Here is a 13,316-nt window from a genome sequence, read left to right on the forward strand (position 1 = left end):
TTAGGAGAGCAGGATGAAATTCAGTGAACAATGGCTGCGTGGCTGGGTAAGCCCGCAGGTAGGTCGCGACGAGCTGGTTGCCCGTCTGTCGATGGCCGGTCTTGAGGTCGATAGCGTTACGCCGGCCGCCGGTGTTTTCAGCGGTGTGGTCGTGGGCGAGGTGCTGAGCACCGAGCAGCACCCGGATGCCGACAAATTGCGTGTGTGCCAGGTCAGCAACGGCGCGGAAACCTTTCAGGTCGTGTGCGGAGCGCCCAATGTGCGCCCGGGCCTGAAGATCCCGTTCGCGATGATCGGCGCTGAACTGCCGGGCGACTTCAAGATCAAGAAGGCCAAGCTGCGTGGCGTCGAGTCCAACGGCATGCTGTGCTCCCAAGCCGAACTGCAAGTAGGCGAGGGCAATGATGGCCTGATGGAACTGCCGGCTGATGCACCAGTAGGCCAGGACATCCGCGTTTACCTGGAGCTGGAAGACGCGAGCATCGAGGTCGACCTGACTCCGAACCGCGGCGACTGCCTGTCCCTGGCCGGTCTGGCCCGTGAAGTGGGCGCGCTGTACAACGCGCCGGTCACCCGTCCAGTGGTTGCCAGCGTGCCGGCTGTACACGACGAAGTCCGTCCAATTGAAGTGCTGGCGCCAAGCGCCTGCCCGCGTTACCTGGGTCGTGTAATCCGTAACGTTGACCTGTCCAAGCCAACGCCGCTGTGGATGGTTGAGCGTCTGCGTCGCGCAGACGTACGCAGCATCGACGCTGCCGTCGACATCACCAACTACGTGATGCTGGAGCTGGGTCAACCGCTGCACGCTTTCGATCTTGCCGAGATCAACGGTGGCATCCGCGTGCGCATGGCCGAAGAAGGCGAGAAGCTTGTGCTGCTCGACGGCCAGGAAGTCAGCCTGCGTGCCGACACCCTGGTCATCGCCGACCACTCCCGCGCCCTTGCTATTGCCGGCGTGATGGGTGGCGAGCACAGCGGTGTATCCGCGACCACTCGCGACGTTTTCCTTGAAAGCGCGTTCTTCGACCAGATCGCTATCGCTGGCAAGGCCCGTTCCTATGGCCTGCACACCGATGCTTCGCACCGCTACGAGCGTGGCGTGGATTGGAAGCTGGCCCGTGAAGCCATGGAGCGCGCCACCGGCCTGCTGCTGGAAATCACCGGCGGCGAAGCCGGCCCGATCACCGAAACCGTCAACGAGCAGTTCTTGCCGTCCGTTGCGCCGATTACCCTGCGTGCCAAAAGCGTTGAGCAGATGCTGGGCCTGGTGATCGAACCGGCTGAAATCGAGCAACTGTTGTCGGCCCTGGGCCTGGCTATCTCCGTGAGTGGAGAAGGGCAGTGGCACGTTGAAGTGCCAAGCCATCGTTTCGACATCAGCCTCGAAGTTGACCTGATCGAAGAACTGGCTCGCCTGTACGGCTACAACCGCCTGCCGGTTCGTTACCCGCAAGCGCGTCTGGCGCCACAACCGAAGGCTGAGGCGCGTGCACACCTGCCTGAGCTGCGTCGCCTGCTGGTTGCCCGTGGTTATCAGGAAGCCGTGACCTACAGCTTCATCGATCCGAAGCAGTTCGAACTGTTCAACCCGGGCGTCGAGCCGCTGTTGCTGGCCAACCCGATTTCCAACGACATGGCGGCCATGCGTTCGTCCCTGTGGCCAGGCCTGGTGAAAGCACTTTCCCACAACCTGAACCGTCAGCAAGACCGCGTGCGCATGTTCGAAAGCGGCCTGCGTTTCGTCGGTCAGTTGGATGGCCTGAAGCAAGAGCCGATGCTGGCTGGCGTGGTGTGCGGTAGCCGTCTGCCGGAAGGCTGGGCGCAGGGCCGCGATGCTGTGGACTTCTTCGACGTCAAGGCTGATGTGGAAGCGGTACTGGGTTTCGCCGGTGCACTGGATGCATTCACCTTCCTGCCAGGCAGCCACCCGGCGTTGCACCCGGGCCAGACTGCGCGTATCGAGCGTGAGGGGCGTTTGGTTGGTTTCGTTGGTGCCATCCACCCGGAACTGTCGAAAACCCTCGGTCTTGATCGTCCGGTGTTCGTGTTCGAGCTGGTCCTGGCTGAAGTTGCCTCGGGCAAGATGCCGAAGTTCAGCGAACTGTCGCGCTTCCCTGAAGTGCGCCGCGACCTGGCCCTGATCGCCGACCGTGAAGTGGCCGCCACTGCTGTTCTGGATGTAATCCGTGAAAATGCAGGGGAATGGCTGACAGACCTCAGGCTATTTGACGTCTATCAGGGTAAAGGTATTGATCCGCATAGAAAAAGCCTTGCAGTTGGCTTGACCTGGCAGCATCCATCGCGCACTCTTAATGACGATGAGGTGAATGCCACGACACAAAATATCCTCACCTCGCTCGAACAAAGGTTGAACGCCACGTTAAGGAAGTGACGTATGGGGGCTTTGACGAAAGCTGAGATGGCGGAACGTCTGTACGAAGAGCTGGGTCTGAACAAGCGCGAGGCCAAGGAATTGGTCGAGCTGTTTTTTGAAGAAATCAGACATGCTCTGGAAGACAACGAGCAGGTCAAATTGTCCGGTTTCGGCAATTTCGACCTGCGGGACAAACGCCAGCGGCCTGGCCGCAATCCAAAAACGGGAGAAGAAATCCCGATCACGGCTCGCCGTGTGGTCACCTTTCGTCCAGGGCAGAAGTTGAAGGCCCGAGTTGAGGCTTATGCTGGAACCAAGTCATAACGACGAGCTACCCGTCATCCCAGGCAAACGCTACTTCACCATTGGTGAAGTCAGCGAGCTCTGTGCGGTCAAACCGCACGTGCTGCGCTATTGGGAGCAGGAGTTTCCTCAACTCAACCCCGTCAAACGCACCGGGAACCGTCGGTATTATCAGCGCCAGGACGTGCTGATGATCCGACAGATCCGCGCGTTGCTGTATGACCAAGGGTTCACCATCAGCGGCGCGCGCCAGCGTATGTCCGGTGATGAAGCCAAAGACGACACCACCCAATACAAGCAAATGATCCGCCAGATGATCGCCGAACTGGAAGATGTACTGGTGGTTTTGAAGAAGTGATTCAAGCTTTTAAAATACTTCCACATTTCAAAAGCTTGCGGTATATTTCGTGTCGCTTCGTTGCGAAGCAAACCCAGTAACACGCCTAGTCGGGGCGTAGCGCAGTCCGGTAGCGCACTAGCATGGGGTGCTAGGGGTCGAGTGTTCGAATCACTCCGTCCCGACCATATTTTCAAAGATTCAGGCCAATGCTTAACAGCATTGGCCTTTTTCATGTGCTTGAAAAAGTGCCGGTATACGATGCATGCTAAGGGTTTGCTGACTGCAAGCTGCGTTTCAGCGTTGTGCCTTTAGCCATGTGCGAACGCGGGTTCGGGCATTGGCATAGGGAGACGAGCTGTTGAACTGGATCATACGGCCCTTGGTCCATTTTCCGTACCAAGCGCTGCCGTACAGTTCATCGTCTGATCTTGCTGTGATCGAAGCGGTGAGCCTTGTTTCTACGTCTGCCAGGCGGGCGAGCAGTTCGTGCCAATCGAGTGCGTTGTAATCTGCATAGAACTTCTGCGCCAGCAGTCCGAGCTGGTTCCATTTGAAGCCGACTTCGGGATATTCAACCGGTTCATTCCGGTCGTCATGATCCAGCCATTTCAGTACGAGCTCGTTCCATCCAATCAGGTAGGCCACCAGGTCGGATGGACTCATGTGGGCTCCGCGCACATGACCACTCATAGTGGTTTCACGAACGCAGTCTGGCGGAACCTCGTTGAGATCGTCCATCAGCTTGCTGAACGTTTTGGTAATGGCCGCAAGCAATTCAGCCTTGGTGGTTGGAACAGTCATCAGCGTCCTCTCATTCGCACGAGTGTAGATTGAGGACTGTATTCAAGAAATGACACCTACTTCTTGCTAAAGATCAGTTACCCAATCAACCCCTCAACGTCCGCCAACGTCACCCGCGGGACCACACTCTCCGGGATTCTTGAGCAATCAGAAAGATTATAAACCCTGAAACTGTCCCCCACGACTTTCCTGGCCATCAACTCGAACGATGGCAATATACGGGTGTAATAGTGCTGATCAAGCCCGCAAGGAGAACTGATGGATTCGCGGTTTTCGTAAAACCTGCCCGATTTCTCGTGCAGATCAACGCCCACCAAAAACACCTTGGAGAACCCGAGGTGGTAGGCCAGTTGCAGGGTCAGGTAAGCCACGGTTCGCGCGTCGAAGAAGCCCTCGCTCATGTCCTTACTGAACCCAATGGGGCGTTGGTGAGCGCCGGGCAACGGGTGATTGGTGACCAGCGCCACGTGTTTGCCCCGCACTGTATCGAACCAGGACGGTTTTTTGGCCTTGGACAACGTGTACAACCGCCCAGCAGGATGAATGCCCGACGCGCGTGCGTGGTCTTCCCAAAGCGCGACGTTTTGGCTGACGGCCATCGCGTACTCGAACAGACCCGGCTGTTGTTCGGAAAAGCTTTTATCGGTGCAGGCGTAAAAGCAAGGTTTAACGTCTGTGCCCATAAACATCGAAATAGCGCCATTCATCGTGATCATCGGCACATGGGCAAACTTTTCGATTGGAAACGCTGCTCCCGACATGCCTGACGCAATGATGAAAACGGCCCCTGTTTCGGTGTTCCGGCAGGCGTCAAAGTCATGCAGGCTCAGGTGGGATCTGGTTGATCGCCATGCTCCTGACGCAGGCGCATATGAAGCCGGCTTGGCATTGGCGAGGGGCATAGGTTTCATCGGACCCAACCGTGCAGTCAACGTACATCGGTTGATCTTAGGTAAGTTGCAGGGTTGGGTTGATGAAGAAAATTACACAAACGCCGCCTTAAAAAGTCTGCCCCATGGAAAACTGAAACACCTGCTTATCCGCGTTCTCGGGCGTTTTGATCGGGTATGCCAGGTTCACACTCAACGGTCCCAGCGGGCTGTACCACGTCACCCCAACCCCTACCGAGCTGGCCATCTGATTCAAGTCCACGCTGCCGCAACCTTGGGTCGTGCTGAGGTAGCACTTGTCGGAATACACCGTGCCCACGTCCCAGAACACTGAAGTGCGCACGGACTTGTTGTCCTTGATGAACGGCACCGGGAACAGGTATTCCACGCCGCCGGTGATGAGGATGTTGCCGCCCAGCGCCTCTGTGTCGCGGTCCGAGTAATACGCTTGGCCAGCGCTCGCATAGGCACCGGTCGCTGGCGTATTGCGTGGGCCGAGGGTGCCGCTTTCAAAGCCGCGCACCGAGCCTTCACCGCCTGCCGAATAGGTTTCATAGAACGGCAGGCCATCCGTCGAGCCATAGCCGCTGCCGTAGCCAAGCTTGGTATGAAAGCGCAACGTCGTACTGTTGCTGACCGGCACATACGTCTGCCCGGAGTAATCGATCTTGTAGAAACTCAGCGAACTACCTGGCGTCGTCACCATCAGGTTGAGGTTCTGCGAGTGCCCGCGCGTAGCCAGCACGCCTTTGTTCAGCGTGGACTCGGACCAGCCCAGGTTGGCCTTGAAGTTAGTGAACTGCTTGCCCTCGCGCTCGACAAAATCGTAGATCTCGTCGGCGCTGTAGGTGCCCGGCTCGATGCTGTCGTGTTGTGCGGTCAGGCCAAAGTTCAGGCGTGAGGTTTCATTGATCGGGTAGCCAAGGGTCGCGCCCAGGCCAAAGCTGTTGATGGCGTAGTACGACACGCCGTCGTCGTAGTACTTGTTGTAATCGGTCTTGCTGTAGAACGCGTTGTAACCCAGGCTCACGCCGTCGGTGGTGAAGTAGGGGTCGGTAAAGCCGATGTTGTATTTGCTCTGGTAAGACGAGCGGGTCAGCCCCAGGCTCGCGTAGTTGCCGGTGCCCAGGAAGTTGTTCTGGGTGATCGAGCCGCCGAGGATCAACCCCGCGCTCTGGGCAAAACCCACGCTGGCGGTGATTGAGCCGGATGCCTGCTCTTCGACGGCGTAGTTCACGTCCAACTGATCGTCCACGCCCGCAACCGCCGGGGTTTCGACGTTGACGTCCTTGAAGAACCCCAGGCGCTCAAGGCGCACCTTGGACTGGTCGATCAGGTAGGTCGAGGCCCAGCCGCCCTCCATCTGGCGCATCTCGCGGCGTAGGACCTTGTCGTCGGTCTTGGTGTTGCCACGGAAATTGATCCGATTGACGTAGGCCCGCTTTCCCGGGTCGACGGCGAAGGTGATATCCACGGTGTGATCTTTCTCATCGGTCTGTGGTACGCCATTGACGTTGGCGAACGTATAGCCCTCGTTCCCCAGGCGGCGGGTGATCAACTCCGACGTGCTGGTCATCAACTTGCGCGAAAACACCTGGCCCTTCTGCACCAGCAGCAGGGCCTGGACCTGATCTTCGGGTACCTTCAACTCGCCGCTCAGCTTGACCTCACGTACCGTGTATTTCTGGCCTTCCTGGATATTCACGGTGATGTACACGTGCTTTTTGTCCGGGGTCATGGACACCTGGGTCGAGCTGATATCCATGTTGATATAGCCGCGATCCAGGTAATACGAGCGCAGCCGCTCCAGGTCGCCAGACAACTTCTCCCGCGCATATTTATCGTCATTCTTGAAGAACGACAGCCAGTTGCTGGTCTTGAGGGTGAACTGGTCGGTCAAGGCGTCATCAGGGAACACGGTGTTGCCGACCACATTGATGTGCTGGATCGACGCCACTTCGCCTTCATTGATCTTGATCTTCACACCCACCCGGTTGCGTGGCTGGGCCACGACCTGGGTCTCCACCGACGCCGAATACCGCCCCTGGGCCACGTACTGGCGCTGCAATTCGTTGCGCACGCCTTCCAGGGTAGCGCGTTGGAAAATTTCCCCTTCGGCCAGCCCGGATTGCTTCATGCCCTTCATCAGGTCTTCGGTGGAGATCGCCTTGTTGCCCTCGAACTCGATACTGGCAACCGAAGGGCGCTCGACTACATTGATAACCAGCACATCGTCTTCGCGGCTCAGTTGGATATCCTGGAAGAACCCGGTCTTGAACAGCGCGCGGGTGGAGTCCGCCAGGCGCCGGTCGTCCGCGTCGTCGCCGACGTTCAGCGGCAGAGCGCCAAACACGCTGCCTGCCGACACCCGTTGCAGACCGTTGATTCGAATATCCGAGATTTTGAAACCCTGGGCGAGTGCCAGTGAAGTATTGAGCAGCAGCGCAACCGAGCAGAGCAGGCGCGAAAAATTCATCAAGATCTTTTCCAGAACACATCGACAAGCAGCGCCGGCGCGGCCGGACTGGTGAGCATCCAGCTTAAGAGCGCCTCGCGTTTGGTGCGGTTAACCGAGTGTCAAGTTAGGTAAAGGTTGGCCTTAATCCCTCCGCCCAAGTGGATAATGCGCAACCCCCACTGACGAGCCCGAAATGATCTGCGTACTGTTGGTTGACGATGACCAGGAACTGACTGGAATGCTGAGCCAATACCTGGCAAGCGAAGGCTTTGCGGCCACGGCGGTGCACACCGGCGAGGAGGGCGAGGTCGAGGCGCTGTCGGGGCGCTACAGCATTGTGGTGCTGGACGTCATGCTGCCCAAGCGCTCGGGGATCGAGGTGCTGCGGCGCATCCGTGCGGTCAGCCAGGTACCGGTGGTATTGCTCACCGCCCGTGGCGACAACATTGATCGCATCACCGGCCTGGAGCTCGGTGCCGACGACTACGTGCCCAAGCCCAGTTCCCCCGGTGAACTGGTGGCGCGGCTGCGGGCGATCATGCGTCGCGTGCAGCCGGCCGGCCAGCCGACGGGCGAAGTCATCAAGACCGGCGCGCTGGTGTTGTGGCCAGGCAAGCGACAAGCCCTGTGGCATGGCGTCGAGTTGGGCGTGACCAGCACCGAGTTCAGCCTGCTGGAAGAACTGGCGCGCAGTGCCGGCCAGGTGGTGAGCAAAAAAGACCTGTCGCTCAACGCCCTGGGCTGCCCGCTGACCCGTTACGACCGACGCATTGATGTGCATATCAGCAGCATCCGACAAAAACTCGGGCCTCGCCCGGACGCCAAGGCCTGGATTCAAAGCGTGCGCGGCCTCGGTTACCTGTTGATCGCCGAATGACCAAGCCCAGCCTGCTGTTCTGGAAACTGTTCCTGGCCTTCTGGCTGGCCACCAGCCTGACGTTTCTCGCAGGGGTCGGGGTGCTTGAGTTGGGCAGTTTCCGGCCCGGCGACCCGCATGTAGAGGCCATTCTGGCCAGCGAAGAGCGACTGCTGCAGCAATTCGGTGTCGAAGCCGCCGGTCAACTCCTGACGGTATGGGAGCATCCACCGGATGAGGCCATTGGTGTCTATGACGATGCTGGCCAATTGCTGGTGGGGTTGCCCGTTGCGCAGCCGGCCTATGAGCAGACGCTAGTCAGCAAGGAAGGGCTGGCACTGACGATCCGTTCCACCCACGCCCCTGACGACCACGGCCGGCCCTGGCGGCAGATCCCGTTGATCATCGGTACGCTGATGAGTGCGATTTTCAGCGGCTACATGGCTTATTACCTGGCCTGGCCTTTGGCCCACCTGAAGCGGGCAATGAGCGACGCCGCGCATGGGCGCTTCGAAACCCGGGTCAAGCCCGCCATGGGCAAGCGTCGCGATGAAATCGTCGATCTTGCTGAAGACTGCGACCGCATGGCCAACCAGTTGAAAGTGTTGGTGGATGCCCAGCAACGCCTGCTGCACGATATTTCCCACGAACTGCGCTCACCGCTGACCCGTATTCAAGCCGCCATCGGCTTGTTGCGTCAGGACGCCACCAGGGGGCAAATGCTCGAACGCATTGAGCGCGAATCCGAACGCATGGATACCTTGATCGAAGCACTGCTGACCCTGGCGCGCTTGCAAGGCCGGCCCGAAAGCATCGAGCGTGAGCCGCTGGAAATCATCGAGTTGCTGGCGCTGATTGTTGAAAACGCGCAGTTCGAAGCGGGGATCAAAGGCGCTCAGGTCCAGTTGCAAGCGTGCCCGCCGTTTTTCGCCTGTGCCAGCGGAGAGTTGTTGTATCGCTGCTTCGAGAATGTAATCCGCAATGCCGTTCGCTACACCCGACCCGAGACCACCGTGCTCGTATCCGCCCAGGTCAGCCCTGACGGCAAGCGCCTGACGGTACGTATCACCGACCAGGGGCCGGGGGTGGAATACGAGCGCCTGCAAAGCATCTTCAACCCCTTCGAGCGCGGTGCGGGCGATGCCAGCGTAGGCTTTGGCCTCGGCCTGGCCATCGCCGCCCGTGCCGTGCAAATGCACGGCGGTAGCATCGTCGCGCGCAACCAGGAGGGCGGCGGGCTGAGCGTGGAGATCAACCTGCACAGTGCGCGATCTTTACACGACATTACATTGGCTTGACCGCCCTGTACGTCGCGCCTCTTTAGACTTGTTGCCATTGATGGAGAGGAGGTAGTGATGTTTCAGGTGCACAAAAAAGGCTTCGTGCCCGGTAAAAAAATGGTCGATGGCCTGGTCCCTTACGACTTCTTTTGTGAAGACAACCCGGCGATCAACCTCTTCGTGTTTACCGGAGCAGCCACGCCGCACGCCACTGTAGAAGAACAGACGCTTTGGGGCTTCACCCGCCTGGAGCGCTTCGAAGCGATGAGCGGCGCGCTGGTCGGCCAAAAGAAACATACCGGCTGGTTCCAAAGTGTCAGCGTATTGACCGGGCCGAGCCAGAACGGCACGCACAGCGTGAAATTCCAGCGCGTGCTACAAATCATCAAGCATGCCAGCAGCCCTGGAAAGGTCGACTACGAAATCCGCACCGACGAGGGCGACACCTACTTCACCCGGCAAACGGTGGCTGCAAAAAGCGCACAAACCATCATTTACTCAGCTGAACCGATGGTGGCCATCTAGCTCAACTTGAGCCTGCCTCGGTCAGTGTGGGAGCGGGTTTGCCCGCGATAGCGGTCTATCAGCCAACACCTGTAGCGACTGACACTCCCTCATCGCGGGCAAGCCCGCTCCCACATTTGGATGTACGGTCGCAACGCTACCGTTCGGCACAGTATTGGGGCAGTCGCTGGGCTATTTGGTAGCACTCCTCGCAATCTCGGCGCACCCCCCTCCGTTCCATTCCTCTCGATTACTTTCTTAAATCAGTGACTTAAACCACCCACAAAACACTTGGCACGCATCCTGCTTTTTTGCATTCGTGGATAATTGGATACAAAAATTCAAAAGGTGCTGCCGATGCAATTTGCCCCCGCTTACGTTGACCGCCAGCCCCTCACCGCCGAGGAGGAAGCCTACAATTTCCTGCTCGACGCCATTTGCAACGGTCGCTACCGCAAGGGTGACCGGCTGATCGCCGAAGACATCGCCAGCGAAATCGGCATGAGCCGCATGCCGGTGCGCGAAGCGTTTCGCCGCCTGGATGCCCAGGGCCTGGTGACGTTGCGGCCCAATCGCGGCGCCATTGTCAGCGGCCTGGATATCGATGAGTTGCACGAGGTGTTCGAAATGCGTAGTGCCCTCGAAGGCCTGGCGGTACGCGTGGCGGTCGGCCGTATCGGCGAGCGCCAACTGGCCGCCCTGGAACGCATGCTCGACGAAATGGATGACTACCGCGATGAAAGCGCCGCGTGGGTCAGCCGTCACCGCGCGTTCCACGAATACCTGTGCAGCCTCAGCGGCCGGCCGCGCTTGATGAAGCAGATTTCGGCGTTGTACTCGCTGGTGGAAGCGCCCATGCGCCTGTGGTTGCAGCACGGCGACAAACCCCTCAGCGCTCGCCAGGAACATGCGGTGATCCTCGATGCCATTCGCGCCGGTGACGCTGCCCGCGCCGAAGCTGTGGTGCGTGAGCACATCGAAGGCACCGTGCCGGCGCTGATCCAGTTTTTGCAATCGGAAAAATAATCAGAGGTGGGCCCAAGCCCGCCCATGTTTTGACTTTGAGTCCTGCCCCGTTATTCAACGAACTGGAGTGTCTGGTCATGCATAAACGCCGCGCCTTGCTGGTGGCTGTCTCCCTCGGGCTCTGCGCACAAGGGGCCGTTGCGGCGCTCCAAGTGCCGGAGCGCTTGCAGAAAGTCGACAAACTCACCTACTGCTCGGGGATGGACTCGCCGCCCCTGGTGTCCTTCGATGAAGCACAGAAACCGCGCGGGTTGACCGTCGACCTGGGCCTGGAAATCGCCAAGCGCCTGGGCGACAAACAGGTGCAGTGGCGGGTGATCCCGTTCTCTGGCCTGGTGCCGGCGTTGCTCGCCCAGCAGTGCGACATGATCGTCGACCAACTGTTTGACAAGCCCGAACGGCGCCAGGTGATCGACATCGTCAACTACATGTATTCCAGCCAGTCGGTGGTGGTGCCCAAGGGCAACCCCAAGGGCATCAAGACCCTGGATGACTTGTCCGCGTACAAGGTCGCGGTGCTGAACGGCTCCACCATCAAGACCCTGCTCGACACCCAGAACGAAAGTCTGATCAACGCCGGCAAGCCACCGATGAAACTGGTGGTGTACAACACCGACACCGACGCCTTCCAGGCCCTGCGCATCAGCCAGGTGGACGCCTACGGCACCACCGTGGAAACCGCCGGTTATTACGCGGCAATGGCCCCGGACCTGTTCGAAGAAGGCGTGCCGGCGTTCAGTCGCATCCTTACCGGGCTGGGCATGCGCAAGGACGATCCACAACTGACCGCCGCCGTGCAGCAGGTGATCAGCGATATGCGCAGCGACGGCAGCTACGTGCAGCTGTTGAACAAATGGCATGTCAGCAGCGACACACTCGACTGAGGCTGGGCGGCGATGAATTTCAATTGGGATGTGTTTTGGCAGTACCTGTTGCAGCCCAGCGGGGTGTACCTCAACGGGCTCTGGTTGACGTGCCTGATCAGCGTGTTGGCCATGCTGTTGGGCTGCGCGCTGGGGCTGGCGGCGGCGCTGTTGCGCCTGTCGAAGAACCCGCTGTTGCACCTGCCGGTGCGGTTTTATGTATGGCTGATGCGTGGCACGCCGCTGCTGGTGCAGATCGTGTTTCTGTACACGGCGCTGGCGGCGGGCGGGCTGTTTCGTTTCGAGGACATCGAGCTGTTCGGCCTGATCGTGCCCGGCAATATCCAGGCGGCCATCATCGCCCTGGGCCTCAACGAAGGCGCGTACATGGCCGAGATCATCCGCGCCGGCATCGGTGCGGTGGACAAGGGCCAATACGAAGCCGGGCGTTCCCTGGGCATGGGCTTTGCCAAGCTGATGCGGCGCATTGTGCTGCCCCAGGCGTTCCGCGTGATCGTGCCGCCGCTGGGCAATGAGTTCAACGTGATGCTCAAGAACACCACCCTGGTCAGCGTGATCGGCGTGCAGGAGTTGTTGCTCAGCACGCAGATGGTCACCTCGGCGACGTTCCGCGTGTTCGAGTTGTACTTGGTGGTGGCGATCTACTTCCTGATGCTCACAACGCTATGGGGCTTTTTCCAGCGTTGGCTGGAAGCGCGTTTCGGCCAGTCCGACCGGCCTTCGGCACCGCCACCGGCGTCCAGCCGCATGTTCGGGCGCAGCACCTTGAAACTGCTGAGGGGACGCTAACCATGGCGCACAAAAGTGACGAGCTGATCATCGACGCCCAGGACCTGCACAAGTCGTTCGGCGACTTGCAGATCCTCAAGGGCATTTCCCTGCAAGTGCGACGCGGCGAAGTGGTGGTGCTGATCGGCGCCTCGGGCTCGGGCAAGACCACCTTCATCCGCTGCATCAACCTGCTGGAAGACATCCAGGGCGGACGCATCCGCGTCAACGGCCGCGCCATGGGCTACCGCGAACGCAGCGACGGTAGCCTGGTGCGTGACTCGGAGCGCAACATCGCCCGCCAACGCCGCGACATCGGCATGGTGTTCCAGCGCTTCAACCTGTTCCCGCACATGACGGCCCTGGAAAACATCATCGAAGCGCCGATCCACGTGCTCGGCACCCCACGTGCCGAAGCCCTGGAGCAGGCCCGTGGCTTGCTCGCGCGGGTCGGCCTGGCGGACAAGGCCAGTCACTATCCGTCGATGCTCTCCGGCGGGCAGCAACAACGGGTGGCGATTGCCCGTGCGCTGGCAATGAAACCCCAGGCCATGCTGTTCGACGAACCCACCAGCGCCCTCGACCCGGAGACCGTCGGTGAAGTGCTGCAAGTGATGAAGGAGCTGGCCGAGGAGGGCATGACCATGGTGGTGGTCACCCACGAAATGGGCTTCGCCCGCGAAGTGGCCGACCGCGTGGTGGTGCTCGACCAGGGCGAACTCATCGAGCAGGGGCCGCCGGAACAGATTTTCAGCAACCCCAGCCACCCGCGTACCCGCGCGTTTCTCAGCCGCGTGTTATGACCCGAAACCTTGTGTGGAAGCGTCTTTGC

The 13,316-nt window shown here is 59.7% G+C and carries 13 protein-coding genes and 1 tRNA gene; 11 read left to right on the forward strand and 3 right to left on the reverse strand.

What is annotated here, in order from left to right; all coding sequences use genetic code 11:
- The first annotated feature begins 13 nt into the window (after nucleotides 1-13).
- The 4 genes from pheT to ACU688_RS04615 all read left to right on the forward strand — a co-directional run bounded on the left by pheT (nucleotide 14) and on the right by ACU688_RS04615 (nucleotide 3,202).
- A complete protein-coding gene (gene pheT / locus ACU688_RS04600) occupies nucleotides 14-2,392 on the forward strand; it encodes a phenylalanine--tRNA ligase subunit beta (RefSeq protein ID WP_448183801.1) in 2,379 nt (792 codons plus the stop codon).
- A 3-nt stretch (nucleotides 2,393-2,395) separates the two neighbouring features.
- Complete coding sequence (gene ihfA, locus ACU688_RS04605) at nucleotides 2,396-2,698, forward strand: integration host factor subunit alpha (RefSeq protein ID WP_002553164.1); 303 nt, start codon at nucleotides 2,396-2,398, stop codon at nucleotides 2,696-2,698.
- The gene (locus ACU688_RS04610) at nucleotides 2,679-3,035 is read left to right on the forward strand and encodes a MerR family transcriptional regulator (RefSeq protein ID WP_010209127.1); all 357 of its coding nucleotides are present in this window, start codon (nucleotides 2,679-2,681) and stop codon (nucleotides 3,033-3,035) included. Before ihfA ends, ACU688_RS04610 begins: the two co-directional genes overlap by 20 nt.
- Before the next feature lie 90 nt (nucleotides 3,036-3,125).
- Nucleotides 3,126-3,202, forward strand: a tRNA-Pro gene (locus tag ACU688_RS04615).
- 109 nt (nucleotides 3,203-3,311) lie between these two features.
- Here ACU688_RS04615 and ACU688_RS04620 read toward each other — a convergent pair.
- From ACU688_RS04620 to bamA, 3 genes are all read right to left on the reverse strand, one after another.
- Nucleotides 3,312-3,818, reverse strand: coding sequence for a ClbS/DfsB family four-helix bundle protein (locus ACU688_RS04620; protein ID WP_448183802.1), 507 nt, complete (start codon nucleotides 3,816-3,818; stop codon nucleotides 3,312-3,314).
- 77 nt (nucleotides 3,819-3,895) lie between these two features.
- Nucleotides 3,896-4,729, reverse strand: coding sequence for a WaaZ-like lipopolysaccharide core biosynthesis protein (locus tag ACU688_RS04625; protein ID WP_448183803.1), 834 nt, complete (start codon nucleotides 4,727-4,729; stop codon nucleotides 3,896-3,898).
- Nucleotides 4,730-4,817: 88 nt separating this feature from the next.
- Entirely contained in the window at nucleotides 4,818-7,184 is a 2,367-nt protein-coding gene (gene bamA, locus ACU688_RS04630) for an outer membrane protein assembly factor BamA (protein WP_448183804.1), read from the reverse strand.
- Between the two features lie 175 nt (nucleotides 7,185-7,359).
- Here bamA and ACU688_RS04635 point away from each other — a divergent pair, with 175 nt between their 5' ends.
- From ACU688_RS04635 to ACU688_RS04665, 7 genes are all read left to right on the forward strand, one after another.
- Nucleotides 7,360-8,043 (forward strand): response regulator, encoded by a 684-nt coding sequence (locus ACU688_RS04635; RefSeq protein WP_448183805.1) that lies wholly within the window; start codon nucleotides 7,360-7,362, stop codon nucleotides 8,041-8,043.
- Nucleotides 8,040-9,320: a HAMP domain-containing sensor histidine kinase gene (locus ACU688_RS04640; protein WP_448183806.1), complete on the forward strand. Its 1,281-nt coding sequence runs from the start codon at nucleotides 8,040-8,042 to the stop codon at nucleotides 9,318-9,320. Before ACU688_RS04635 ends, ACU688_RS04640 begins: the two co-directional genes overlap by 4 nt.
- 57 nt (nucleotides 9,321-9,377) lie before the next feature.
- Complete coding sequence (locus ACU688_RS04645; RefSeq protein WP_448183807.1) at nucleotides 9,378-9,827, forward strand: hypothetical protein; 450 nt, start codon at nucleotides 9,378-9,380, stop codon at nucleotides 9,825-9,827.
- 336 nt (nucleotides 9,828-10,163) lie between these two features.
- Nucleotides 10,164-10,832 (forward strand): GntR family transcriptional regulator, encoded by a 669-nt coding sequence (locus ACU688_RS04650; RefSeq protein ID WP_124525705.1) that lies wholly within the window; start codon nucleotides 10,164-10,166, stop codon nucleotides 10,830-10,832.
- Nucleotides 10,833-10,909: 77 nt separating this feature from the next.
- Nucleotides 10,910-11,716, forward strand: a complete 807-nt coding sequence (locus ACU688_RS04655; RefSeq protein WP_448183808.1) for an ABC transporter substrate-binding protein — start codon at nucleotides 10,910-10,912, stop codon at nucleotides 11,714-11,716.
- 12 nt (nucleotides 11,717-11,728) lie between these two features.
- Entirely contained in the window at nucleotides 11,729-12,505 is a 777-nt protein-coding gene (locus ACU688_RS04660; protein WP_017737070.1) for an amino acid ABC transporter permease, read from the forward strand.
- A gap of 2 nt (nucleotides 12,506-12,507) precedes the next feature.
- Nucleotides 12,508-13,287: an amino acid ABC transporter ATP-binding protein gene (locus ACU688_RS04665; protein WP_448183809.1), complete on the forward strand. Its 780-nt coding sequence runs from the start codon at nucleotides 12,508-12,510 to the stop codon at nucleotides 13,285-13,287.
- The last annotated feature ends 29 nt before the right edge of the window (nucleotides 13,288-13,316 follow it).

The organism is Pseudomonas acericola (SeqCode) (genome assembly GCF_053456465.1).

Bases quoted from the DNA above. Each gene is read 5' to 3' on its own strand.
- pheT (WP_448183801.1), top strand. From the start codon at position 14: ATGAAATTCAGTGAACAATGGCTGCGTGGCTGGGTAAGCCCGCAGGTA.
- ihfA (WP_002553164.1), top strand. From the start codon at position 2,396: ATGGGGGCTTTGACGAAAGCTGAGATGGCGGAACGTCTGTACGAAGAG.
- ACU688_RS04610 (WP_010209127.1), top strand. From the start codon at position 2,679: ATGCTGGAACCAAGTCATAACGACGAGCTACCCGTCATCCCAGGCAAA.
- ACU688_RS04620 (WP_448183802.1), bottom strand. From the start codon at position 3,818: ATGACTGTTCCAACCACCAAGGCTGAATTGCTTGCGGCCATTACCAAA.
- ACU688_RS04625 (WP_448183803.1), bottom strand. From the start codon at position 4,729: ATGAAACCTATGCCCCTCGCCAATGCCAAGCCGGCTTCATATGCGCCT.
- bamA (WP_448183804.1), bottom strand. From the start codon at position 7,184: ATGAATTTTTCGCGCCTGCTCTGCTCGGTTGCGCTGCTGCTCAATACT.
- ACU688_RS04635 (WP_448183805.1), top strand. From the start codon at position 7,360: ATGATCTGCGTACTGTTGGTTGACGATGACCAGGAACTGACTGGAATG.
- ACU688_RS04640 (WP_448183806.1), top strand. From the start codon at position 8,040: ATGACCAAGCCCAGCCTGCTGTTCTGGAAACTGTTCCTGGCCTTCTGG.
- ACU688_RS04645 (WP_448183807.1), top strand. From the start codon at position 9,378: ATGTTTCAGGTGCACAAAAAAGGCTTCGTGCCCGGTAAAAAAATGGTC.
- ACU688_RS04650 (WP_124525705.1), top strand. From the start codon at position 10,164: ATGCAATTTGCCCCCGCTTACGTTGACCGCCAGCCCCTCACCGCCGAG.
- ACU688_RS04655 (WP_448183808.1), top strand. From the start codon at position 10,910: ATGCATAAACGCCGCGCCTTGCTGGTGGCTGTCTCCCTCGGGCTCTGC.
- ACU688_RS04660 (WP_017737070.1), top strand. From the start codon at position 11,729: ATGAATTTCAATTGGGATGTGTTTTGGCAGTACCTGTTGCAGCCCAGC.
- ACU688_RS04665 (WP_448183809.1), top strand. From the start codon at position 12,508: ATGGCGCACAAAAGTGACGAGCTGATCATCGACGCCCAGGACCTGCAC.